This is a genomic window from Mesorhizobium sp. M0496 (assembly GCF_040321205.1).
Taxonomy (GTDB): Bacteria; Pseudomonadota; Alphaproteobacteria; order Rhizobiales; family Rhizobiaceae; genus Mesorhizobium.
Window position 1 is genome coordinate 163,759 of record NZ_JAMYRC010000007.1, and the last position, 23,029, is coordinate 186,787.

At 63.2% G+C, this 23,029-nt stretch carries 19 protein-coding genes and 1 pseudogene; 7 read left to right on the forward strand and 13 right to left on the reverse strand.

The window, feature by feature from the left end:
• Nucleotides 1-6: 6 nt before the first annotated feature.
• Nucleotides 7-1,365 carry an LLM class flavin-dependent oxidoreductase gene (locus tag NKI73_RS09840; RefSeq protein ID WP_352628966.1) on the reverse strand — a complete coding sequence of 453 codons (1,359 nt, stop codon included), beginning with the start codon at nt 1,363-1,365 and terminating at the stop codon, nt 7-9.
• Nucleotides 1,366-1,556: 191 nt separating this feature from the next.
• Between NKI73_RS09840 and NKI73_RS09845 the strand changes: the two genes are divergently transcribed.
• Both NKI73_RS09845 and NKI73_RS09850 read left to right on the forward strand, forming a co-directional pair.
• Complete coding sequence (locus tag NKI73_RS09845) at nt 1,557-3,356, forward strand: dipeptide ABC transporter ATP-binding protein (RefSeq protein WP_352628968.1); 1,800 nt, start codon at nt 1,557-1,559, stop codon at nt 3,354-3,356.
• A 164-nt stretch (nt 3,357-3,520) separates the two neighbouring features.
• Complete coding sequence (locus tag NKI73_RS09850) at nt 3,521-3,943, forward strand: hypothetical protein (protein WP_352628970.1); 423 nt, start codon at nt 3,521-3,523, stop codon at nt 3,941-3,943.
• A gap of 270 nt (nt 3,944-4,213) precedes the next feature.
• Here NKI73_RS09850 and NKI73_RS09855 read toward each other — a convergent pair whose 3' ends face one another.
• Nucleotides 4,214-4,852 (reverse strand): TetR/AcrR family transcriptional regulator, encoded by a 639-nt coding sequence (locus tag NKI73_RS09855; RefSeq protein ID WP_352628972.1) that lies wholly within the window; start codon nt 4,850-4,852, stop codon nt 4,214-4,216.
• A 132-nt stretch (nt 4,853-4,984) separates the two neighbouring features.
• On the opposite strand from NKI73_RS09855, the gene NKI73_RS09860 reads away from it, so the two are divergent.
• The 4 genes and pseudogenes from NKI73_RS09860 (at nt 4,985) to NKI73_RS09875 (ending at nt 10,431) form a co-directional block, all read left to right on the forward strand.
• Nucleotides 4,985-6,016, forward strand: coding sequence for a class I SAM-dependent methyltransferase (locus NKI73_RS09860; protein ID WP_352628974.1), 1,032 nt, complete (start codon nt 4,985-4,987; stop codon nt 6,014-6,016).
• Nucleotides 6,017-6,322: 306 nt separating this feature from the next.
• Nucleotides 6,323-8,072, forward strand: a pseudogene (locus NKI73_RS09865) (ABC transporter ATP-binding protein).
• Complete coding sequence (locus NKI73_RS09870) at nt 8,072-9,964, forward strand: ABC transporter ATP-binding protein (protein ID WP_352628976.1); 1,893 nt, start codon at nt 8,072-8,074, stop codon at nt 9,962-9,964. Before NKI73_RS09865 ends, NKI73_RS09870 begins: the two are co-directional and overlap by 1 nt.
• A 134-nt stretch (nt 9,965-10,098) precedes the next feature.
• The gene (locus NKI73_RS09875; RefSeq protein WP_352628978.1) at nt 10,099-10,431 is read left to right on the forward strand and encodes a hypothetical protein; all 333 of its coding nucleotides are present in this window, start codon (nt 10,099-10,101) and stop codon (nt 10,429-10,431) included.
• Between the two features lie 47 nt (nt 10,432-10,478).
• Here NKI73_RS09875 and NKI73_RS09880 read toward each other — a convergent pair whose 3' ends face one another.
• From NKI73_RS09880 to NKI73_RS09915, 8 genes are all read right to left on the reverse strand, one after another.
• Entirely contained in the window at nt 10,479-11,261 is a 783-nt protein-coding gene (locus tag NKI73_RS09880) for an ABC transporter ATP-binding protein (protein ID WP_352628980.1), read from the reverse strand.
• A 10-nt stretch (nt 11,262-11,271) separates the two neighbouring features.
• Nucleotides 11,272-12,039 carry an ABC transporter permease gene (locus NKI73_RS09885; protein ID WP_352628982.1) on the reverse strand — a complete coding sequence of 256 codons (768 nt, stop codon included), beginning with the start codon at nt 12,037-12,039 and terminating at the stop codon, nt 11,272-11,274.
• 124 nt (nt 12,040-12,163) lie between these two features.
• Nucleotides 12,164-13,171, reverse strand: a complete 1,008-nt coding sequence (locus NKI73_RS09890; RefSeq protein ID WP_352629016.1) for an ABC transporter substrate-binding protein — start codon at nt 13,169-13,171, stop codon at nt 12,164-12,166.
• A 208-nt stretch (nt 13,172-13,379) separates the two neighbouring features.
• Nucleotides 13,380-14,672, reverse strand: coding sequence for a hypothetical protein (locus tag NKI73_RS09895; protein ID WP_352628984.1), 1,293 nt, complete (start codon nt 14,670-14,672; stop codon nt 13,380-13,382).
• Nucleotides 14,673-14,781: 109 nt separating this feature from the next.
• Complete coding sequence (gene hutC / locus NKI73_RS09900) at nt 14,782-15,513, reverse strand: histidine utilization transcriptional repressor HutC (protein ID WP_352628985.1); 732 nt, start codon at nt 15,511-15,513, stop codon at nt 14,782-14,784.
• Nucleotides 15,514-15,545: 32 nt separating this feature from the next.
• A complete protein-coding gene (locus NKI73_RS09905; protein ID WP_352628987.1) occupies nt 15,546-16,571 on the reverse strand; it encodes a zinc-dependent alcohol dehydrogenase in 1,026 nt (341 codons plus the stop codon).
• 15 nt (nt 16,572-16,586) lie between these two features.
• Nucleotides 16,587-17,909, reverse strand: a complete 1,323-nt coding sequence (gene hisD / locus NKI73_RS09910; RefSeq protein WP_352628989.1) for a histidinol dehydrogenase — start codon at nt 17,907-17,909, stop codon at nt 16,587-16,589.
• A 207-nt stretch (nt 17,910-18,116) separates the two neighbouring features.
• The gene (locus tag NKI73_RS09915; RefSeq protein WP_352628991.1) at nt 18,117-18,890 is read right to left on the reverse strand and encodes an SDR family NAD(P)-dependent oxidoreductase; all 774 of its coding nucleotides are present in this window, start codon (nt 18,888-18,890) and stop codon (nt 18,117-18,119) included.
• A gap of 244 nt (nt 18,891-19,134) precedes the next feature.
• Between NKI73_RS09915 and NKI73_RS09920 the strand changes: the two genes are divergently transcribed.
• A complete protein-coding gene (locus NKI73_RS09920; protein ID WP_352628993.1) occupies nt 19,135-19,395 on the forward strand; it encodes a hypothetical protein in 261 nt (86 codons plus the stop codon).
• Between the two features lie 148 nt (nt 19,396-19,543).
• Here NKI73_RS09920 and NKI73_RS09925 read toward each other — a convergent pair whose 3' ends face one another.
• The 3 genes from NKI73_RS09925 to NKI73_RS09935 form a co-directional block, all read right to left on the reverse strand.
• Nucleotides 19,544-19,738: a hypothetical protein gene (locus NKI73_RS09925; protein WP_352628995.1), complete on the reverse strand. Its 195-nt coding sequence runs from the start codon at nt 19,736-19,738 to the stop codon at nt 19,544-19,546.
• A 63-nt stretch (nt 19,739-19,801) separates the two neighbouring features.
• The gene (locus NKI73_RS09930) at nt 19,802-20,059 is read right to left on the reverse strand and encodes a BrnA antitoxin family protein (protein ID WP_352628997.1); all 258 of its coding nucleotides are present in this window, start codon (nt 20,057-20,059) and stop codon (nt 19,802-19,804) included.
• Nucleotides 20,060-20,159: 100 nt separating this feature from the next.
• Nucleotides 20,160-23,029: nitrate reductase (locus NKI73_RS09935; RefSeq protein ID WP_352628999.1), on the reverse strand; the 2,870-nt coding region annotated here is incomplete at its 5' end.

Consider the following 23,029-nt stretch of genomic DNA (forward strand, 5'->3'; position numbering starts at 1 on the left):
TCCCGGTCAGGACACGGCGCGCGCATTGTTGCGCTGTTCGGCGAAGCGGTTGGCGGGCCGCGCCAGGCCGAAGCGGTCGCGAAGCGTTCCTGGCGCGTATTCGGTCGGGAAGACGCCGCGGCGCTGCAGTTCCGGCACCACCTGTTCTGCGAAATTCACCCAGTCCTCGGGCAGCAGCGGGAACATCAGGTTGAAACCGTCGGCAGCACCCGAAACGAACCAGTCTTCGAGTTGGTCGGCGATCTGTACCGGCGTGCCGGCGACGGTCGGTACAGAACCGCTGTTGGCGAGCTTGCGGGCAATCTCACGCAGGCTGAGATTCTGCTTCGCCCACTGCTTGACCCGGTTGAGCGACGTGCGCCCGCCATTGAAGGTGCTCTCGTCCGGCAGCGGCGGCAGCGGCCCGTCCGGCGGGAACACCGACAGGTCCAGCCCGCTCCAGCTGGACAAAAGATCGATGCCGACCTGATCCGGCAACAAGGTCTGAAGGTATTCCTGCTTTTCCCGGCCTTCCGCCTCGGAAGCCGCCACGATCGGCAGGATGCCAGGCAGGATCTTGAAGCTTTCCGGCGGCCTGCCGTGGCGGGCGAGACGCTCTTTGATGTCCTGACGGTACTTGATGCCGTCTTCCCTGGTGCTGAAGATGGCGAAATGCACGTCGGCCTGGGCCGTGGCGAAATTCTTGCCGTCCTCGGACGAGCCTGCCTGGACGATCAGCGGATGGCCCTGCGGCGGCCGCGAGACGTTGAGCGGCCCGCGCACCTTGAAATGCTTGCCCTTGTGGTCGACGGGATGAACCTTGTCGGGGTCGGCGAAATAGCCTGACGCCTTGTCGATCAGCAGCGCCTCGTCTTCCCAGCTGTCCCACAGCGCCTTGACGATATCGAGGAATTCGGCCGCGCGCTCATAGCGGAACGCATGTTCGATATTGCCGTCACGGCCGAAATTGCGCGCCTCCTCGTCCATGGCCGAGGTGACGACGTTCCACGACGCCCTGCCCTTGCTGATATGGTCGAGCGAGGCGAACATGCGCGCCACATTGTAAGGCTCGCTGTAGGAACTCGACGCCGTGGTGATCAGGCCGATATGCTTGGTCACGCCAGCCAGCGCCGACAGCAGCGTCAGCGGTTCGAGGCGGGCATTGGCGTAGTGAGCGACGCCGCTCTTGACCGAATCCCAGATCGACACGTGGTCGGCGACGAAGATGGTGTCGATTTTGGCGCGCTCGGCCGCCTGCACGAGATCGCGGTAGAATTCGAAATCCAGCACTTCCCGGCCCGGCGCCCGCGGGTGGCGCCACGACATCCGATGATCGCCCTGCGGGTTGAAGAAGAATGCGCTGAGGATCATGTGGTCTCGAGCCATGCCGGCCTCCTTCCAGATCTGCTTGGGAGACCGTCGCGCTGCCTCGGCAAGCGGCGACAATCTCTCCTGAGCGATGAAAGGTAGATTGCGCTCCGGCCTAATTCGAGTAATTTTATAGAGATTATGTACTGCGAAAGCGGAAGCGATTGCCATCGATCGCGGCGCTGGAAGAAAGTGGTTTCAAGCTCCCAATGTCCTCTTCGATTCTGAACGTCGACCAGCTTTCCATCGCCTATGACGGGCGCAACGGATCGCATCCCGCCGTCAGCGGCGTGTCGCTGCGCATCGGCGAAGGCGAGGCGCTTGGACTGGTCGGCGAGTCGGGATCGGGAAAAAGCTCGGTGGCGCTCGCCATTCTGCGCTATCTGCCGAAGAACGCCCGCCTCGCTGCGTCAGCGCTGGAATTCCAGGGCCGGGAAATCCGCGACCTCTCCGCCGAGCAGCTGCGCCAGATCAGGGGAAACCACATCGCCGCCGTCTATCAGCATCCGGGCGCGGCGCTCAACCCAAGCATGACGATTGGCCGGCAGATCACCGAAACGATCATACGTCATCGCCCGGTTCGCCATGATCAGGCGCGCGAGCGTGCCGCGGAACTGCTCGGGCGCGTCCGGGTCAGCCATCCGGAGCGGGTGCTGGACCTCTATCCGCACGAATTGTCCGGCGGCATGCAGCAGCGCGCCAACATCGCCATTGCGATTGCGCTCGACCCGTCACTGCTGGTGCTGGACGAGCCGACGACGGCGCTCGACGCCAGCGTCCAGTCCGAGATCATCGCCATCCTGCATGATCTGCGCAAGGATCACAAAACCAGCATCCTGCTGATCAGCCACGACATCAACATGATCCGCTGCTCCTGCGACCGGGTGGCGGTGATGCAGGCGGGAGCCGTGGTGGAGAGCGGTGCTGCCGGCGATGTCTTCGACAACCCCTCTCACGCCTACACCAAGGCGCTCATCGCCTCGATCCCGGCACTCAACTACACCAAGCGGGACGGAAGACTGGCGGAGACGGACGGCCTGCCATCGCACCCGGCAATCCTCGATGAAGAAGCCGGCCTGCCAAAAGAACGCCGGATCGCGATCGCCTGCAAAGGCATCAGCCATTCCTTCGGCAGCCAGTCAGTGCTCAGCGATATCGATCTCGACATCGGCCAGGGCGAGACCTTCGGGCTGATCGGCGAGTCCGGTTCCGGGAAGTCGACCTTGGCACGGATCGTTACCGGCCTGCAGACACCCAGCGCCGGATCGGTCGAGCTGTTCGGCAGGACGGTCGCGGCGCGCGTCGAGAAGAGGAACCTTGCCGAACGGCGCGACGTGCAAATGGTCTTCCAGTCGCCGGACCGCACACTCAATCCGCGCCAGCGGATCGGCCGGATTCTCGGTCGTCCGCTGCGCCGGCTCGCCGGCCTGCGCCGCAGTGAGGTGAGAGCCCGCGTCGGCGATCTGCTGCAATCGGTTCGCCTCGCCGGCGCAACGGCCGAGCAGAAATCGCGATCGCTGTCCGGCGGCCAGCGGCAAAGGGCGGCCATCGCGCGCGCCTTTGCCGGCGTGCCGAAGGTCGTCGTGCTCGATGAACCCACCTCGGCGCTCGACGTCTCCGTCCAGGCGACCGTTCTCAACCTGCTCAACGACCTGCAGCGCGACAAGGACACGACCTATCTTTTCATCAGCCACGACCTCAGGGTGGTGCGCTACATGGCCGACAGGATCGGTGTGCTCTACCGCGGCCGTCTCGTCGAAACCGGTTCATCCGACCAGATTTTTCAGGGCCCCAATCACCCCTATACCGCCCTGCTTCTGGCAGCGTCCTCCGATGAGGCCGAGGCGAAAATGTCAGTTCAAAGCGAGGTCGAGGCAGCCGGTATCCCGAACACCGGATGCTCCTTCGCCGACCGCTGCCCTCTGGTCCTGCCTGAGTGCAGAAAGGCGGAGCCATCAGCCATAGAAGTCGCGGCCGGGCACCGGATTGCCTGCTGGCGGCACGGCTAGGCTTTGTGAACACCAGAACCTAGCTCGCGGTGATGCATCCAGCCGTCGCCAGGTTTCTGTCCTGTTCTGCACCTACCTCGACTACCCGCATACAAGGACATGCGCTTGTGCTAATATATCGTTGCCATGCACCTTCGTGCGTGACCAACCATTGGGAGGACGCGATGAAAACCATGAATCGCAGGTCTGCAATTGCCCTCGGTATGACGGCCGCCGCGGTGACGCCTTTTTTTGCCCTGACGGCGTCCGCGAAGGCCAAGAAATACGGCCCGAAAGAAGGCAAGGAGATTGCGCCCGGTGTCAGGGTGGTCGAGGTCGGCACCGGCAACGCCGACATTCCCGCCTACAAGAGCATCTCAATCGTCGACGTGGTCTTCCAGCCCGGCGCGCACGCCCCTCAAATGGTGATGGACAACGACATGGTCTGCACGATCACTTCCGGCGCGTTCACCATCAAGAAGGCAGATAAGGAATTCAAGCTCAAGACGGGTGACATGTACACCTGTGCCAAGGGCAAGACCGACGAGGCGACGAATACAAGCAAAGAGGTCGGCGTGCATCGTATCGCCGTCCTGATACCTGCCTAATGCATGTCGCTCAAAAGTGGTCCCGGTTTTGAGACAACGACATGCATAGGAACAAAGACCTAGAGCGCGTCGCATGAATCCGTTTCGACGCGCTTTAGGAGACCAGATTCCGGCCGGACGATCAGTTGCATTCCGGCCGGCCAAAAACAGCTGATTACAGAAAGAACGGCAATCCCGGCAGGAGCCTGTCACTGTCGCCGATGGTCGGTTTCGTCGCCAAGGCTGGGGGCACGATTCCACCGCTTGCCAGGCGTCTGAACATCGCACGATCTATACCTGCGGTGGCTTCCCGCCCCTATCACCGGTGCTATCGATACTCGATATCGGGCCATCGAAAGCGGCGACGATCGCGGGGATCGTCAAGCGCCGGAATATCGCGTCGACTTCCGCAGGCGACAGTCTTGATTTGCGATCCATCCACCAGGCCAGGACCGACATCAGGGCGCCAACCACGAACTGGATGAGCGCGCTTCGAGGGATTTGTCCGTCGTTGGCGGCAGGGGCGATGGCTGCAAGGTCCTGGCTCACCAGATCGGCGAGCAGCGCCCGCAACCGGTTCATGACGATGGCGGACCCCCGCTCTCCGACCAGCACGCGATAGATGTCGCGGAAGCTCTGCGCATGTTCGAAGAGTGCCAGGCTGAAGCCGAGGCAGCGTTGGCCAACGTCTCCGTTTTCGCCAAGTGCTGCTTGCTGGTGCGCCGTCAGCATGACGCGCAGTTCCGCCAGACCGTTGGTCAGCAGATCCTCCTTGCTGTTGTAGTGCGCATAGAAGGTTGAGCGGCCGACATTCGCACGCTCGACAATGTCCTTGATCGTCACCGCCTCGTAGCCCTTTTCAAGGACCAGCGCGACCAGCGCCTGGTGCAGAGAATCGCGTGAGCGCTGGATACGGCGGTCTTCTTTCATGCGTGTATTCATTGTCGGCCATTAGCTCCGTTTCGTCCGTTTTCGGACATTTCGCACCACGAGTTCATTTTCACACTATCAGTCATGGTGTCCGATAACTGCCGTTCTGTCCAGAAATCAAGGGAGCCAGTCATGGCAACAAGAGAAACACCAAGGACCCACAATCATAGCCATCTGTGGCTCGTCGGGCTCATCGGTGTGGCGGCAGGCCTCGTCTTGCTGATCTACGTCCCGTCGCTCCCGGCCGTCTCGGGGGTATTCTTGCTTTTCGGCGGCTTTCATCTGATCGGTGCCCTGGTGTTGATGGCTTCGCTCTATGTCTTGGCCGGGAACAGGCTCGCCCGGCGCCTGCCCGGCCGGATACGCCGGCAGGACACAGCGAATTTCGATTTCGGCTGGGCGCCGGCCTGGGCGCTCGGGCCGTGGATCGCGGCGCTAATCCTTGCCGCAATCGCAGTCGCCGTTCAGGTCGCGACACCGGCCTATTGGCCGCTCGCCATGGTGCTGACGCTGCTTGCGGCGAACTTCTTCGCCGGCGGTCTCATTGCCCGAACCGTCGGACGCTACGAACATGCCGCCTTGCCATTGGTCGACCTTCTGTCGGGCGACGCAGGTGTGGTCCTGGATGCAGGATGCGGCGCCGGCCGAACCACGATCGCACTTGGCCGTGCACTCCGAAACGGAAGGGTCGTTGCGCTCGACCGCTTCGATTCGGACTATATCGAAGGCGGCGGCCGGCGGTTGCTCGAACAGAATCTGCGGCTTGCCGGTCTGACCGGGCGCGTTGACATCGAACTTGGCGACCTGACTGCACTGCCCTTCCCGGAAGGCCGTTTCGACGCCGCCGTCAGCGCCCATGCGATCGATCATCTCGGCCCGCAAAAGCAACAGGGGCTGCGCGAGATCTTGCGGGTCCTGAAACCGGGCGGACGTTTCCTTCTCGTCGTCTGGGTGCCCGGATGGACGATGTTCGCGATCGTCAGCGTGCTAGCGCTGCTTTTCTCGGGCAAAGGCGCCTGGCGGCGGATGGCGGCGAGCGCGGGCTTCGAGCTGTGTGACGAAGGCATGCTCAACGGCAACTGGTTTGTCGTGCTCAAAAAGCCAATTGGTGCGAGCCGCCTTCAGCAAGATGAGGCAGAATTCCATCGGTTGCCAAGCGCCTGAACATCGCATCGACCTGCGCAGGCGGCGGCTGCGCGCCCCGGTCGAGCCACAGCCGCATGCTCGCTTTCCGTTCAGGCACAGTGCGATACCCGAATTGGCTCTTGAACGGTCAACTCGGACACGCGTAACATCACGCCATCTGAATTGAGTCTGCTTTATTAGTCTGGGCTAACGTCCGGATTGGTTTGGATATTTTCCTTGAACACGCAAGCAATCGGCGGCGCGCCGGAGCGCGGCAAATCGTTTGCCCATGTGGCGGAAGCCTCCTGGGGCAAGGGCCTCAGCACCTTGCTCCGCATCGTGCGCATGACGTTGCGCCATCCCTGGCAGGTCGCCATCACCATCGTCTCGACCTTCATCGCCGCGACGCTGCAGCTTTTCATTCCGCGCCTGCTGGGACGCGCCATCGACCAGGCGCAGGGCGTGATGGCCGCGGGTGCCGGAGCTGCGGCGGAACAGGCGCTGTGGAACACGGCGCTGACGCTGCTCGTCGTCAGCATCCTGCGCGGCCTCTTCACCATGGCGCAGAACTACTATGGCGAGGCCGTCGGCCACCGCACCGGCTATGAACTGCGCCTGGCTTTCTACGAGAAAATCCAGCGCCTGAGCTTCGCCTACCACGACAGGGTCCACACCGGCGATCTGATCACTCTTGGCCTGCTCGATCTCGACGGCGTGCGCATGTTCTTTTCCACCGGCATCCTACGCGTGGTGCTGCTCGGCGTGCTGATCGGCGCCGGCGCCTATCTGCTGATCAGCACCGATCTCGTGCTCGGGCTGCTCAGCCTGAGTTTTGTGCCGTTCGTCGCCTGGCGGTCCTCGGTCACCCAACTGGCATTGCGCAGCACTTGGCTGACTTTGCAGGAGCGATTGTCGGTGCTGAGCCGGGTGATGGATGAGAACCTCGGCGGCATCCGTGTCGTACGTGCCTTCGCGGCGCAACGGCACGAACTCCAAAAATTCGACCGCGCCAAGCTGTCGGCATTGGAGCTTGCCAATCAGCGCGTCGACATCCGCGTTTCCAACACCAGCTATGAACTTCTCATTCCTCGCCGCCATGGGCTTGGTGCTCTGGTTCGGCGGCCAGAAGGTGATTGCGGGCCAGATCAGCGTCGGCACGCTGGCCCAGTTCCTCACCTTCATGACCATCCTGCAGATGCCGGTGCGTCAGCTCGGCCTGATGGTCAACTCCTTCGCGCGCGCCTCGACCTGCGGCACCCGCCTGTTCGAGCTGCTCGACGCCGAACTCGACATCGAGGACGCGCCTGATGCCAAGGACCTCGTCGTCACCGACGGCGTGCTGCGCTTCGACAATGTCGGCTTCCGCTACGAGGGCGTTGGCGGACGGCCGACGCTGTCGGGCATCTCCTTCGAAGCCCGGTCCGGTGAAACCGTCGGCATTGTCGGCCCGCCTGGCAGCGGCAAGTCGACCATCGCACACCTGATCCCGCGCTTCTACGACGTCACTTCTGGCTCGATCACCATCGACGGGCAGGACATCCGCGAGGTGACGCTGCAATCGCTGCGCAAGGCCGTCGGCGTCGTGCAGCAGGATGCGTTCCTGTTCACCACTTCGATCGAGAACAACATCGCCTACGGCAATCCCTGGGCGCGCGAGACCCGCATCGGCCAGGCCGCCGAGTACGCTCAGCTGCACAACTACATCATCGGCCTTCCGGCGGGCTACACCACGGTGGTCGGCGAACGCGGTGCGTCGCTTTCCGGCGGTCAGCGGCAGCGCCTGACCATCGCCCGGAGCCTGATGCTGCGGCCATCGGTGCTGGTCTTCGACGATTCGACAGCGGCAATAGACGCCGGCACCGAGCAGCGCATCCGGGCGGCGATGAAGCGCTTCGCCAGGGATCGCGTCACGCTCATCATCTCGCACCGGTTGAGCTCGCTGATGCATGCCGACCAGATCCTGTTCGTCGAAGGCGGCCGGATCGTCGAACGCGGCACGCATGAGCAACTGCTGGCGCTCGGTGGGCGCTACCGCGCGCTCTACGATCTGCAGCTGCGGCCGGAGGACGACCGGTCTGTGGCGGGAGCCGCGTGATGTCGACACAGAATGACGACGACAAGGAAGACATCAGCGGGCGGCCGACAAAGGCGGTCGTGGGCTCGCACCGCGACGAGGAAGAGGTTTTCGGCAAAGCCTACGATCCGCGCATCATCAGGCGTATCTGGAGCTTCGTGAGGCCGTACCGGAGCCGGATTTTCATCTCGGTCGCTGCAGTGCTGGTGTTCACGCTGACGCAACTGGCGATCCCGCTGGTCATCCGCTACGCCATCGACCACGGCATGACGGCGGGCAGGCTCGACCAGTCGGTGATGATCGCAGCGATCGGGGCTTTCTCAGCGATCATCCTCATCAACTATGCCGCCAGCTATGTGCAGGAAAGCATCGTAGGCAAGGTCGCCGAGAACGTGCTGTCGGACCTGCGCCGTGCCATGTTCAGCCATCTGCAGCGTGTCTCGCTGAGCTTCATGGACAAGACCGAGGTCGGCCGGCTGATGTCGCGCCTGCAGGGCGACGTCAATTCGATGCAGGAATTCCTCGAGACGTCTGTTATGTCGGTCGGTGACATCGTGCTGTTGTTCGGCATTGTCAGCGTACTTTTGTGGCTCGATTTCCGGCTCGGCCTGCTGACGCTGTCGACCATGCCGGTGCTGTTCATCGTGCGCCTGTTCTGGCTGCCGCGCGCCAAGGTCGCCTTCATGGCCGCGCACGAAACCAACTCGATCGCCAATGGCGCGCTGGCCGAAGGCATTCATGGCGTGCGCACGGTGCAGAGCCTGGAGCGCCAGCATGTCAATTTCGACCTTTACGACGAGAAGGTGCTGGCCAATCTCAATGCCCATTTGGCGTCGGCGAAATACGCACAGGTGATGGTGCCGATCGTCGATACGCTGACCGGCATCGCCATGGCGACGGTCGTCGTCGTCGGTGGTTCGATGGTGCTCTCGCACAGCCTCGATATCGGCGTCATGGTGGCGTTCCTGTTCTACATCCAGCGCTTCTTCGACCCGATCCGCTCGCTCACCATGCAGTACAGCGTCATGCAGCGCGCCATGGCTTCGGGCCAGCGCATCTCCGAAGTCCTCGACGTGCCGGTCGACGTCAGCGACAAGGATGGCGCCTTCACCTTGTCGCGCGACATGGACGGTTCGGTCGAGTTCAGGAACGTCACCTTCGGCTACCGGCAGAACCAGCCGGTGCTGAAGAACATCTCCTTCCGCGTCAATCCGGGCGAGACCGTCGCATTGGTCGGCCCGACCGGATCGGGCAAGTCGAGCTCGATGGCGCTGGTGCATCGCTTCTACGATGTCTGGTCGGGTGAGGTCCTGGTCGGCGGCCACGATGTGCGCGACCTGACGCAGGGTTCGCTCGGCGATCAGGTGGCGATGGTGCTGCAGGAGCCGTTCCTGTTCTCCGGCTCGGTGCTGGAGAACATCCGCTACCACAAGACATCAGCCAGCCGCGAGGAGGTGGTGCGTGCCGCGAGGGCCGTCGGCGCGCACGATTTCATCGAGAACCTGCCCGATGGCTACGACACCGAGCTTGAACAGCGCGGCGGCAATCTCTCGCTTGGCCAGCGCCAGCTGATCAGTTTTGCCCGCGCCCTGGTGGCGGATGCAAAGATCCTGGTGCTCGACGAGGCCACGGCCAGCATCGATTCCTACACCGAGATGCTGATCCAGAAGGCGCTGATCAAACTGCTCGAAGGCCGCACCGGCCTGGTCATCGCCCACCGTCTGGCCACCATCCGCGGCGCCGACCGCATCATCGTGCTGCAAAACGGCGAGATCGTCGAAAGCGGCAACCACGAACAGCTGATGGCCAGAAAAGACCTCTACGCCCGCCTCTACAACATGAACTACGCTTCGTTCGATGACATTTCTGGGGAAGAAATGGCAATGGACGCGGCGCTCGGCAAAGCGACCTGAGTGCGGCCAGCAAGCGGCGATTGCGCAATACGGCCGTTGTCCAAAGATCGCTTGTCCCGATTTTGTGAAGGAACGTGTGGGTGCAAAATCCGTTTTCGTCCCGTGCATGTCTCGCATGAACAGGAGGCATCCTCATGAAACGGCAGATGATGCTCACCGGTGCCATTGTCTTGGCGGCCGCGAGCGCGATCTCTTTTAGCACTGTCGCCGATGCTGCGGTCGTCAGGCACCATTCTGTCCGGCATGCCGCGGCACATCGTGGCGGCGAGCATCGGCACGTGGTTCACCGGGAATATCTACGGTCTGACGTGTGGGTTGGCGGCGGTTGGACGGGCGACAACTCGGCGGGCGACAATAGCCGGATGGACAGCTACTACAATGGTTACGGCAGCTACCATGGGTATGTCGGCGACTTTTGCGGAACCGTCGCGTGGACGCTCGGTCTATGCGGTCCCCACGGCCCCTGATTCCTGACTGATATGTGGGGCCAACGAATTGTTTGACCGCCCGGATGCTACGCCATTTCGGGGCGTTTCGAGCCTTCGCGAATGGCTTTGTGCACGCCGCGCTGCAGATCCATGAATACAGGGCTTTCCATCACCTCTTCGCGGCGCGGACGCTCGATGTCGACATTGAAGGTCTGCGTGATGCGCCCCGGGCCGATCCCCATGACGACGATCCGGTCCGACAGATAGACGGCCTCCTCCACGTCATGGGTGACAAACAGGACGGTCAACCTGTGTTCCTCCCAGATCTGGGTCAGCAGCTCCTGCATCTGGTGCCGGGTCAAGGCATCGAGCGCGCCGAAGGGCTCGTCCATCAACAGCATCTTGGGCCGATAGGAAAGCGCACGCGCGATGGCAACGCGCTGTTTCATGCCGCCCGAGAGTTCGGCCGGATAGCGGTCGGCACTATCCGACAGCTTGACGAGTTCGAGATGCTCCAGCGCGATCCTGCGGCAGGTCGCGCGGTCGTAACCGGCGGCCTTGAGGGCAAACTCGATGTTCTGCCGCGCCGTCAGCCAGGGAAGCAGCGTGTAGGACTGGAAGACGACGCCACGGTCGAGACCCGGCTGCAGGATCGGCGCGCCGTCGATGCTGAGATCGCCGGCGTCGAAATCCTGCAACCCGGCGACGATCGACAGCAGCGTGCTCTTGCCGCAGCCCGATGTGCCGACCAGCGAGACAAACTCGTTGTCGGCAAGATCGAGGTTGATATCGCGCAGCACTTCCTTGCGCCGCTCGCCGGTGCCGAAGCTCTTGTGGAGACCGGCGATCCGCAATTTGGGGGGGCTCATCGGCTGGACCTCATTGCGAGCGGCCCTCTTGCTTGAACAGCACCTTTTCCAGCGCCTTCATCACCTGGTCAGTGATGAGGCCGAGCAGGCCAAGCAGCAGGATGTAGCCGATGATGGTGTTGGTCTGGAAATAGCGCTGCGATACGGTGATGCGATAGCCGAGACCCGATGTCGCCGCGACGAGTTCGGCCAGCACCAGCCAGGTCCATGCCCAGCCCAGGCTGATGCGCAGCGTATCCCAGATGCCCGGCAAGGCGCTGGGAACGACGATGCGCGTCAGGATCTTGCGATCCGGCAGACCGAGCGTGCGCCCAAGGCCAATGAAATCGGCGGGAACCCGTTTCACATTGTCCATGATCATCAGCACCTGCTGGAAGAAGGTGCCGATGAAGATGATCAGGAACTTCTGCGAATCGCCGGTACCCGCCCACAGGATGGAGAGCGGCACGAAGGCGACGACCGGCATGTAGCGGATGAAATCCACCAGCGGCTCGATGGCCGCTTCCCAGGAGCGGAAACTGCCGATCAGCACCCCGATCGGTATGGAGAGTGCCGAGGCGATGAGGAAGCCGATGGAAATGCGATACATCGAGGCTTTGAGGTCCAGCCACAACGTGCCGTCAGCCGCGAGCTTGGCGATCTGCATCGCGACGCTGCCCGGCGACGGCAGGAAGATGGGCTTCACCAATCCCAGTCCGGTCGCCGCCCACCAGGCAAGGCCAAGCCCGACAAAGACAGCCACCGCGATCGTCAGGAAGCGGGTCCTGGCGATGGGCACGCCAATCCCGGAGGATCGGCCGCGCCGCGCCGGTTTCGCGATGGGGCTTGGCGCGGAGTGCGCCGAATCCGTTTTCGCGGGGGGTTCCCCGGGCATCTGCGTCACCACCGCGATCCGGCCTTGGTCATTCCGCCGCCTTGACGAAGGACGGGTCGATCATCTGCTCCGGCGTCACGTCGGCCTGCAGCAGTTTGGCGTTCTTGGCGGCCGCTTCGACATCGGCGAAGGTCTTGGTGGTGAAGTCGCCGGTGAGCGCCGTCTTGTTTTCGGCGAGCGAGTAATAGCGCACGCCGTCAAAGGCGGTGTTGAGGTCCTTTACGTCCGAACCGACCGCCTTGGCGATGATGGTGCGGCCACCTGATGTGTCGGCATTGTAATCCTTGAGCGCCGCGTCCCAGCTCTTGATCATGGCCAGCACCTGGCCGGGCCGCGATTTGATCACCTCGTCGCGCACCACCAGCACGTCGCTGATCAGGCCGGGATCCTCGCCGGCGGTGAACAGCAGCTTGAGATCCTTGTTCTGCGCCATGGCGACGGTGAGGTACGGTTCGTAGGTCACCGCGACCGGCACCTGGCCGGCGATCAAGGCGCTGCCGGCGTCGGATGCCGGCATCGGAACCGGCTTCACGTCGTCGATCGACATGCCGTTCCTGGCGAGTGCGTATTTGAGCAGGATGTCGCTCGTCGTGCCTTCCTCGAAAGCGACCTGCTTGCCCTTGAGGTCCGCGATGGAGGTGACGTCCTTGCCGGCGATGATGGCGTCGGCGGTCATGCTGACATCGAGCAGCAGCACGATCTTCACCGGCAGGCCGGCCGCGACCATGCCCATCGCCGTGTGGGTGGCGATGTTGGCGGCGTCGAGCTGGCCGCTTGCAAGTGCTGCATTGATGTCCTTGTCCTCGGCGAAGTTGACGATCTGGACGTCCGTCAGCCCGTTTGCCTTGAACAGCGCCTTGGCCTCGGCGACATGCCACTGGCCATAGCCAAGCCAGGGCTCGATGCCGATCTTGAACGACCCCGCCTCGGGCGTGGTGGGAATGGCCGCATCGGCCGCGTAGGCTGCCGGAGCGGCGGCGAGGCCGATGGCGGCGGCCATCACGAGCGCGCGAAATTGTCCTATTAGGTTACGCATCATCTTTGTTCCCCTTGATGATCAGACCGCTTTTTCTAACCCAGGTAGCCGGTCTGGTGAGACTGCGGGTTTCTGCTCTTGCGGCACTGTGCCTCGGCGTCTTACCTGCCACTTCATGGTGAAAGTGCGAGGATATTTCAGCGTCAGCGGGAGCGGATGTCAAGGCTAAAATACATACATGCATATACAAGTTGGAAAGACTCAATTTTCACGCTTTTTCCGGATCGATGCGGTCGAGGAAATCGGTGACCCGATCGGCTCCGGCAACGGGTTCGCTGCCGACCATGACCGCGACTGAGAACGCAATGAGAGAGGAGACCGGCGTGTGGCTGCGCGCGCCGGCGCGCAGGTTCATGACCAGCGTCGGCGACAGGAACAGCCCTGAGCGCAGCACCGCCCGCCAATCGGCCGGAAGCATGCCGCGTCGTTTCAGTTCCAGCAGCAATGACCGCCACAGGTCTGTCGCCTTGACCTCCAGCAGATCCTGGCGGATCGGGCTCAGGTCCCAGTCCGTGTCGACATGGAGCAGGTTTCCGTCCAGCCGAGCCTGAGCGCGAAAAGCCTCTGTCGCGGTCGCCGGATCATAGAGCCAGAACGGGTGGGCGAAGATATTGTGGAACGTCGCCTTCACCTCCGCCAGCAGCGTCGGGATATGCGAGCCGGCAAAGGCGGGATCGAAGAAAGACAGCTCCGCCCTTCCCGCCTTCGCCGTGTACCAGACATTGGCGTTGTGAGCGTCGCCATGCGCGACCACGCCGCCCGCGTCGGCAAGCCGCTCCGGCCGCAAGCGCACCGCCGCGGCGTCGAAAAGCTCACTGATGCTGCTGGTGTAGCGCTGGCCGTTGATGACGAATTTCAGCCGGGAAAACCGATCCCAATCCAGTTCCACACCGGGGAAGACAAACGGTTTGCCGACATAGAAATCGGCCAGCCGGCCGCCTGGCGACGAGCGTGTCTCGGCATCGATCAGCCGCTCATGAAAAAGCCTGTGGATCGGCTCCGCCGCTACATCCTCGACAGTCACCGGATGCAGCGTCTCCAGATAGACCTTGAGCAGCCTGGCCGACAGGTCGCGCTCGGCAAGAACCGCTTCTTGCCGCTTCTCGCCATCATCTTCGGCATCCAGCGCGAACAGCACATCCGAAAATCTCGGATCCGCGCGGCGGCGATAGACAAGGATCTGCTCACCCGGCTGGGCGGACATGTGCACCGGCTGATCGACCGGCAGGCCGGCACGCGACAGAATCTCGGCCCTGTAGTACTCGCCCGTCATCGCCTCTTCCCGCTCCTCCTGATGGAACTTGAAGAAGTAGGCCTTGCCGTCGTCTTCGAAGAAGCCGTTCAACGAATTGAGGCTGTATTTGTCGAAGTTGATGCGGACATTGCGGGGGGTCATCTCGAACAGGTCGCCCAGCAATGCCGACAGCGCACTTTGTGCCTCGGCAACATCATGCTGCGCGAGAGCCCGGATCCACGCCGTGCGGCTGGGTGTCTGCGTCATCTGTCGCTCCTTCCAGCCAGTTCGTTAGCCGAGGGCGAAACCATTCTCATCAGTACATGTATATACATTGGCAACGAAATCGCTCCTGCTTGCATTCGCCATGATTCCGTCAGCTGTTTTTGGAAGGGGAGTAGCGGCTGCCGAGCGAATAGCGGCTGCCGGCATAAGTCAGCTTGCTGATCGTCGCCACCACCGCGCCCGTCCATGTCCGGCGATGCAGGAAAAGGCAGCAGGCGCCGACATCGATGCCCAGATGCCGCGCTGTCTCGGCATCCGCCGGGATCGCCGAGATGATGTGTTCGACCTCGGTCACCGGGGTTTTCTGCATGAGGTAGTCATAGGTCGCCGTCTTCGAAAAATCCTGCTTGTCATAATCGGGGATGAGGCTCGGATTGACGAAGCGCTCTTCCAACTGAACCGGCAGATCGTTCTCGAAATTGACGACGACGGAATGATAGATCGAGACACGCTTTGGAAATTCGAACGACAGCGCCAGTTCCTTTGTCGGCATGATAGTTTCGAGGACGAGGACTTCGGAACGATGCCTGTTGCCGCGCTCGACGATTTCCGCCGCGATGTTGTTGATCTCGATCAGCGTCGATTGCGGCCGCGGCGGTGCAATGAAGGTCCCCACACCTTGCAGCCGGGTCAGAAATCCCGCCGCGGTCAGTTCCCGCAAGGCCCGGTGCACCGTCATCCGCGACACGCCGAGCGAAGCCACCAACTCATTTTCGGACGGCAGCTTGCGATCCTTGTTCCACTGGCCTTTTCCGATGTTGGTCAGGATGTAGTCCTTCACCTTCTCGTAGAGAGGGCTGGCCGTATCGGGCAAAGTGATCATTTCAAAAGTCCTTTCCGGCGATTTATCGGAAATCACGACTGCTCGACAGGTTGCCGCATGCGGATGATTGTTTTCAAGCCGTCGCTGCGCCCCGCCAACAGTCGCTCATAGGCGGCCGGAATGTCATCCAGGCCGATCTCTTGGTCGATCAGGGCCAGCAGCGGTTCGCTGAATTCACCCAGCAGCCGCACAGCCTCGGGCAGTTCGTCGGCAAAGGCATGACATCCCAGCAATCCGATTTCGCGTTCGACAAGACTATTGGGATCGATGTCGAGACGGTCATGGAAGATGCCGACCATGGCGACCGTACCGCCGGGATCGAGAACGCCGAGCAGCTGATTGAGTGCCGCGATGCTGCCGGTCGCTTCGATGGCCGCGAGCAACGGGGCATTGGCGGTTGCGGCGGCAATGGCGTCCCGGTTCAGATCGACGATCGTTGCCCCCGTCACCCGCGCCACGCGGGCGCTGCGAGCCTGGTTGCGGTCGACGACGAGCACGGTGCCGGCGAAGGTTCGCGACAGCAGCAGCGCAGCGAGACCGCCGATCGGCCCGCAGCCGACGACCAGCACGGAACCTGCCGTTTTCGGCAGGCGCCGCACCGCGTGCAGCGCCACCGCAAGCGGCTCGGCCGTCGCCGCGACCCGCTCGTCAAGCGCGGCATTGATGACATGCAAAAGCCGTGCGGGCAGCACCGCCTGTTCGGCAAATCCGCCGTCGCAGATCTCACCCACGAAGCCCAGATCAGTGCAGAGATGCCGCCTGCCGGCACGACATTGCGCGCAGTCTCCGCACCACAAACGGGAATCGGCAATCACCCTGTCACCGACGGCGACGGTGTCGACGCACGCGCCGATGGCGATCACCGTGCCGGTCAGCTCGTGGCCGGCCGTCGAAGGCGACCGGCTTATCCATTGGCCCGTGCGGAAATTGTGCAGATCGGAGCCACAGATGCCGGCGGCATCGACCCTGAGCTTCACCCAGCCCGCATCCGGCGCGCCCGGCGTGGCGATGTCCTCGACGCGCAGATCGCCGGGTCCATAAAGTCGAGCGGCCTTCATCGCGATCGTTTCCGCTCAGCCGGCGAGATAGCGGTCGCGGATTTCCGAAACCGCGTTCTCATGCGAGCTGAACCCTTCGTAGCGGGCGAGCCTGCGGGCATGCAGCGCCAGTTCCGGATAGGCCGCCGAGGTGACATAGCCGACCGACGAGCGCTTGACGAAATCCGTCACCGAAAGCGGCCCATAGGTCCGCGCCCAGCGGCTGGTCGGCAGCACGGCATTGGGTCCGAGGACGAAGTTGGCAAGGGTCACCGGCGTATGCGGGCCCATGAGGATTTCGGCTGCCTCGGTGATGCGCCCGAGATGCGCGAACGGCTCCGTCGACAGGATCTCGAGATGTTCGGGCGCATAGTCATTGATGAAGCGGTAGCTGTCCTCCAGCGACGCCGTCAGCACGATGCCGCCGCGCTTACCGGTCAGCACCGCGCGCGAAAACTCGACACGCTGTTCGGTCATCCGCGACCAATGCTCAGGAAGTGCAGCGAGTGCCGCTTCGGCGACCTTGCGGCTGTGCGTCACCAGATAGGCCGAGGAATCCGGCCCGTGCTCGGCTTCGATGAGAAGATCAAGCGCGGCAAGGCCTCCGTCGACGCTGTCATCGGCAAAGATGATCGCCTCGGACGGGCCGGCCGGTAGGCCGGTGTTGATGACCGACGACAACACGCTCTTGGCCGCCACCACCCACGGGCTGCCGGGGCCGACGATCTTGAGCGCGGGCTTCACTGTCTGCGTGCCGTAGGCGACGGCGGCGACCGCTTGCGCGCCGCCGCATTTGTAGACGGTCCCGACGCCGGCGAGGCGCGCGGCGACCAGCGTTGCCGCATCCACCGAACCATCCGATGTCGGCGGCGTCACGATCGCGATCTGCGGCACACCGGCAATCACCGCCGGAACCGACGTCATCATCGTCACCGACGGAAAGGCGCCCTTGCCGCGGGGAACATAAAGCGCGACGGAAGCGATCGGCGTGTATCTGTCGCCGGCATAGGCGCCCGGCCGAACTTCCTTGAGCCACATTGTTTCCGGCTTCTGCTCCTCGTGGAAATGCCGGATGTTGTCGATGCCGAACTGGATGCTCTCCACGACATCCTTTTCGACCTTGTCGAACGCCGCGTCGAACTCCCTCTCCGACACCTGCAGTTCGCCCTCAGTGACATTGGCCTTGTCGAGTTCCCTCGCAAACCGGATCAAGGCGGCGTCGCCCTCGTCCTTGACGGCCTGGATGATCGGCCGGACCTTCTCGACGAAGACCGTCAGATCGGCTTCGGCGCGCTTCAGCAGACTGGCGCGCTGGTCGGCATCGATGGATGACAAATCGTGGAAGCTGATGTCGGACATGGCTGCTCGTTCTCCTGAAACTCTTGGAACGCAAGGACGGTTGGCGCTGGTTGGCCATAGTTCTGCGAGCCGACAGGTCGACCCGGCACAAGGATCAAAGCCGTCGAAATGGCTTCACTCGGACAAAAGTATATACATGTATGTATGATGGTCGCCAGCAATTTTTCCATCATCCTTCCGGTCGAAACTGCCCAGACAAACCGCTCATCAGATCGAGGCGAGAAAGCCGCCATCGACCGGGATGGACTGGCCGGTGATATAGGCTGCGGCGTCCGAAGCGAGGAACACCGCGATGCCGTGCAGGTCGGAGAGATCGCCGAAACGGCGCTGCGGGATCTTGGCCAGCATGGAGTGCTGCCATGCCTCGTTGCTGTAGAAAACGTCAGTCATCGCCGTCCTGAAATAGCCCGGAGCGATGGCGTTGACCCTTATGCCAAGCTCCGCCCACTCCGCCGCAAGCGCCCGCGTCATGCCGAGCAGGCCCGACTTCGACGAGCCATACGGCACCGCCGTGGGAATGCCGACTTCGGATGTCAGCGAGCACAGATTGATGATGGCGCCGGAACGCCCTGCGTCCCGCATCAGCCGCGCGGCGGCCTGGGCGCAGAAGAACGCTCCCTTCAGATTCGTGTCGACGATCCTGTCCCAGAGCGCCTCATCGACATCGAGCGACGGCCGCACCTCTTCCATCCCGGCATTATTGACGAGAATGTCGAGACCGCCCAGCAGCCTGGCGGCTTCGGCAGTCGCCGCCCGGCACCGATCGACATCGATAACGTCCAGCGCAATGGCGTGTGCCACCCCGCCGGCCGTGCGGATGGCTGCCGTCGTGTCCTCAAGCGAGGCCAGGCTGCGCGCCGTGACCGCGACGTCGGCGCCGGCAGCGCTGAGCGCTTCGGCGATGCTGCGCCCGATGCCGCGGCTGGCGCCGGTGACGAGCGCCTTCCTGCCAGAGAGATCGAAGAGAGAAGCGTTGCGCATGTGATCCTCCTGTCGGTGGCCGGCTTCGGTCTTTTCGAGACTATCATATCAGGTTACATATACAAGCATATACAAAGCGCTTCAGCTGCGCTCCTGATGGCATCAGTCGCCGCATGAGCACCCTTGTCGTCAATGTCGGTGGCACATTTTATTTGGTCTCGAACCGGACGCAGGCCTTAACATTCGCGGCGTGGGTTTTTACATCCAAGGGGTCTGCAAACCATCGACGCTTGAGGAGGCTCCCTTGCAGCAGCCAGATGACATCGCCGCCCGCCGATTGGGCATTCTCATCGAGCAATATGTGGAAGCGCGCAAAAAGCGCTACGACTATGTGTCGACCGAACAGGCCTATCGGGCCATCCGGCACGTCCTCAAACCCGCCATTCCCGATCGCGAACTCGACGACATGGTCGCCTCGCTTGCCGTCAAGAATGGGCTGGCGGTCGTTTTCGACCGCCAAACCAAAGCGTCGGCCGATGATGTTCCTCCGGGGATACGGTCTTAGATCAACGCACGCCGGCCGGCGCCGGGCTTCGCCACATCGATACGGGGCCAAACGCATCATTCGGCCCCGTATCGATGTATTGCCGAAGGAATCTGCGATCCACCGCGCCTCGCGCCATACTTCGTTCGCTGAGCAGGAATGCCTGGTCTCACAGGGCGAGGCGCAGCCGGCTGCGTCGGGCCGCCGACCAAAAAGCGCCGGCATCCGCGCCCGGTTTGTCGAATACAGGACGGTTGTCCTGTTCTGCCATGCCGCGCAGAAAATCGCCAAGGATGCCGCGACCTTGGAATGCAGCGGAGCAGAATTCTGCACCGCAGCAGCGCTCTGAAGTCGCGGCATGCATCCTCTGGTCTGCGCCGCGTTGCTACGCTCCTTGCTTCGCCCGTGGATGACGAAGCAATGGGCTCTACTCGTCTTCCGAACCGCCGGCAGTCGGCTTGCCTTCTATCGCCCGCCGCAAAGCATCGTTGATGCGGTCCTGCCAGCCCGGTCCATCCTCCTGGAAATGATCCAGAACGGCGCGGTCGATCCGGATCGAAACAAGCTCCCTGACGCCTGGAGTGGCCGAGGGCTCACGGACCGGAGCAGCCGGCTTCTTCACTGGCTTGAAAGCCGCTTCTGCGGCCGTCATCGGATTTGTCGGTCGGCGCGGGGGATTTGCCATTGGATGACCCTGACTGAAGACGATTCGTGCTCGACGCTGCACGCTTGCGCCACCATAGCCCAACCAGCGCCGTCGCGCAGGCCCCTTTGGTCAGGAACAATCACTCGGCTGCTTGAAGACTTTGTGCGTCGACGATGACCCTGATCTCGGCACGGCAGGAGCCGCAATTCGTCCCGGCATGCAGGGCCACGCCGATTGCCGCGACGCTACCGCAACCTTGGCGCACCGCTTCCGCGATCTGGTTGGCACCGACGCTGAAGCAGGAGCAGACGATGGCGCCGCGGTCGGCGTCGATTCCGCCAGGCCGCCCGGCGACGATCGACAGCCTGCCGCGGCGGTCGACATAATCGGCACTCAACTGTTCCGCCGCCCAGCCGCGCGACACGGCAACGGGTCCGGACGCGACGAACAAGGCGCCTGACAGTTGGTCGCCGTCGAAGGCGGCGATGCGATGCTGGCCGGCGTCGCGGTCATGATAGGCGAGGATTTCGGCGCCCGGTGACGTGCCGAACAAGGACCCTGCGAAGCCGGCCCAGTCGATATCGTCATCGCCAAAGGCAAGCTCGACCCGCCAGCCGCCCTTGCATTTGGCCACCGCCCAGTAAGCTGCTGCTACATGCGCCGGCCTCTCGCGCATCACGGCGAAGCCGAAGGTTTTCGCGGCGAATTTCTCGATGCGGGCAGCGACATGTTTCAGCGCCGGCTGGCCGGAAACCGGATCGGTCAGCGGCGCGGTCAGCGTGTCGAGCCGGCCCTTCGCCGCAAACTGATCGGTCCAGTGCATCGGTGCAAACAGGCTGCCCTGGCGCTGGCGCACCGTCACCAGCGCGCGCACCAGCACGTCGCCACGCGGGGTGGAAACGCGCACGATGTCGGCGTCGCCGATGCCGAAGCGCTGCGCATCCGCCGGGTGGATTTCGACAAAGGGCTCGGCGATGTGCTGCGACAGCCGCGGGCTTTTCCCCGTCCGTGTCATGGTGTGCCAATGGTCGCGAATACGGCCGGTGTTGAGGATCAGCGGATAGTCGGGGCTGGTACGGATTTCCGTGGTGGGGCGGATGGCGATGAAGCGGGCCTTGCGGTCGGGTGTGTAGAAATTGCCGTTGGCGAAGAAGCGGGTGTTGGAAGGGCCAGGTGCGGCGTGAGCGCTCTCCTCTGGCTGACGTCCAGCTTGAACACCCCCCTCTGGCCTGCCGGCCATCTCCCCCGCAAGGGGGGAGATTAGCGGTTCAGGCGTTGCCGCCATTCCTGCAACGTTGGCGATTGGCGAAGGCAGGGATGCCGTCTGATCTCCCTCCTTGCGGGGGAGATGGCCGGCAGGCCAGAGGGGGGTGCCTTGGCTCGGCGCCGGCCACTGGAAAGGCTCCAACGCGTCGTAGTCTTCTCCATCAACCCCGGCATAAACCCCAATATCGAAATCCCGCGCACCATCATTTTCAAAACCCGACAGCGCGGAATGCTCGGCAAACACCTCAGCCGGCGTGGCATGGGAAAACGCCTCGCCAAAGCCCATCCGCTTGCCCACCTCGGCAACAATCCGCCAGTCCGGCAGCACTTCTCCGGGCAGGTCCAAAAAGGCGCGCTGGCGTGAGATGCGGCGCTCGGAATTGGTGACGGTGCCGTCTTTTTCGCCCCAGGCGGCGGCGGGCAGCCGGACATGGGCGTGGCGCACCGTATCGGTCTGGGCCAGCACGTCCGACACCACGACAAAGGGACAAGCTTTGATCGCCGCCTCTACGGCATCGGCATCCGGCATCGAATCGACCGGGTTGGTGGCCATGATCCACAGCGCCTTGATGCGCCCGTCCGCCACCGCCTGGAACATCTCGACCGCCTTCAGGCCGGGCTTTCGGGCAATGGTCGGTGCATTCCAGAATCGTTGCACGCGATCGCGATGTTCCGGGTTTTCGACTTCCATGTGCGCGGCCAGCATGTTGGCCATGCCGCCGACCTCGCGACCGCCCATGGCGTTGGGCTGGCCGGTCACCGAGAATGGCCCGGTGCCGGGTTTGCCGATGCGGCCGGTGGCGAGATGGCAGTTGATGATGGCGTTGACCTTGTCGGTGCCCGAGGACGACTGGTTCACCCCCTGGCTATAAACGGTCACCGTTTTCGCGGTCGCCGCGAACAGGCTGTAGAAGCGGCCAAGCTCGTCCTCGCTCAGTCCCGTGGCGGCGGCAACGCCGGCCAGGTCGAGCGCCGACGCCGCGAAAAGCGCTTGCCCGAAGCCGGTCGTATGCGTCGTGATATAGGCGCGGTCGAGCGCATTGTGCTGGCCGAGATAGGCGAGCAGCCCGGTGAACAGGGCGACGTCGCCATCCGGTGCGATCGCCAGGTGCATGTCGGCGATGTCTGCGGTCATCGTGCGACGCGGATCGACCAGCACGATCTTCATCTCCGGCCGCTTTTCCCGGGCCGCCGCGATGCGCTGGTAGAGCACGGGATGGCACCAGGCGAGGTTGGAGCCGACCAGCACGATGAGGTCGGCAAGCTCCAGATCCTCATAGGTTCCCGGCACCGTATCGGCGCCGAAGGCACGGCGATGGCCGGCGACCGAGGAGGCCATGCACAGGCGCGAATTGGTGTCGATATTGGCCGAGCCGATAAAACCTTTCATCAGCTTGTTGGCGACGTAATAGTCCTCAGTTAGAAGCTGGCCGGAGACATAGAAGGCAACCGAATCCGGGCCGTGCTCGGCGATGGTTTGCGAGAAGGTCGAGGCGACCAGGTCGAGCGCCTCGTCCCAGCCGGCGCGGCGGCCGTGGATCTCCGGATGAAGCAGCCTGCCGTCAAGGTCGACGGTCTCGGCCAGCGCCGAACCCTTGGAGCACAGCCGGCCGAAATTGGCCGGATGGTTGGGGTCGGCGGGCGGGGGGGGCCAGGCCGCGCCCCCCGCCCCCCGCCGCCCCCCCCCCCCCCCCCCCCCCCCAACGGGGCGGGGGGGGGGAGCGCGCCCGCGGGGGGATGTGT

Bases quoted from the DNA above. Each gene is read 5' to 3' on its own strand.
- NKI73_RS09925 (WP_352628995.1), bottom strand. From the start codon at position 19,738: ATGCATGCCGCGACTTCAGAGCGCTGCTGCGGTGCAGAATTCTGCTCC.
- NKI73_RS09895 (WP_352628984.1), bottom strand. From the start codon at position 14,672: ATGACGCAGACACCCAGCCGCACGGCGTGGATCCGGGCTCTCGCGCAG.
- NKI73_RS09930 (WP_352628997.1), bottom strand. From the start codon at position 20,059: ATGGCAAATCCCCCGCGCCGACCGACAAATCCGATGACGGCCGCAGAA.
- NKI73_RS09880 (WP_352628980.1), bottom strand. From the start codon at position 11,261: ATGAGCCCCCCCAAATTGCGGATCGCCGGTCTCCACAAGAGCTTCGGC.
- NKI73_RS09845 (WP_352628968.1), top strand. From the start codon at position 1,557: ATGTCCTCTTCGATTCTGAACGTCGACCAGCTTTCCATCGCCTATGAC.
- NKI73_RS09875 (WP_352628978.1), top strand. From the start codon at position 10,099: ATGAAACGGCAGATGATGCTCACCGGTGCCATTGTCTTGGCGGCCGCG.
- NKI73_RS09870 (WP_352628976.1), top strand. From the start codon at position 8,072: ATGTCGACACAGAATGACGACGACAAGGAAGACATCAGCGGGCGGCCG.
- NKI73_RS09860 (WP_352628974.1), top strand. From the start codon at position 4,985: ATGGCAACAAGAGAAACACCAAGGACCCACAATCATAGCCATCTGTGG.
- NKI73_RS09840 (WP_352628966.1), bottom strand. From the start codon at position 1,365: ATGGCTCGAGACCACATGATCCTCAGCGCATTCTTCTTCAACCCGCAG.
- NKI73_RS09905 (WP_352628987.1), bottom strand. From the start codon at position 16,571: ATGAAGGCCGCTCGACTTTATGGACCCGGCGATCTGCGCGTCGAGGAC.
- NKI73_RS09915 (WP_352628991.1), bottom strand. From the start codon at position 18,890: ATGCGCAACGCTTCTCTCTTCGATCTCTCTGGCAGGAAGGCGCTCGTC.
- NKI73_RS09850 (WP_352628970.1), top strand. From the start codon at position 3,521: ATGAAAACCATGAATCGCAGGTCTGCAATTGCCCTCGGTATGACGGCC.
- hisD (WP_352628989.1), bottom strand. From the start codon at position 17,909: ATGTCCGACATCAGCTTCCACGATTTGTCATCCATCGATGCCGACCAG.
- NKI73_RS09855 (WP_352628972.1), bottom strand. From the start codon at position 4,852: ATGAAAGAAGACCGCCGTATCCAGCGCTCACGCGATTCTCTGCACCAG.
- NKI73_RS09890 (WP_352629016.1), bottom strand. From the start codon at position 13,171: ATGCGTAACCTAATAGGACAATTTCGCGCGCTCGTGATGGCCGCCGCC.
- hutC (WP_352628985.1), bottom strand. From the start codon at position 15,513: ATGATCACTTTGCCCGATACGGCCAGCCCTCTCTACGAGAAGGTGAAG.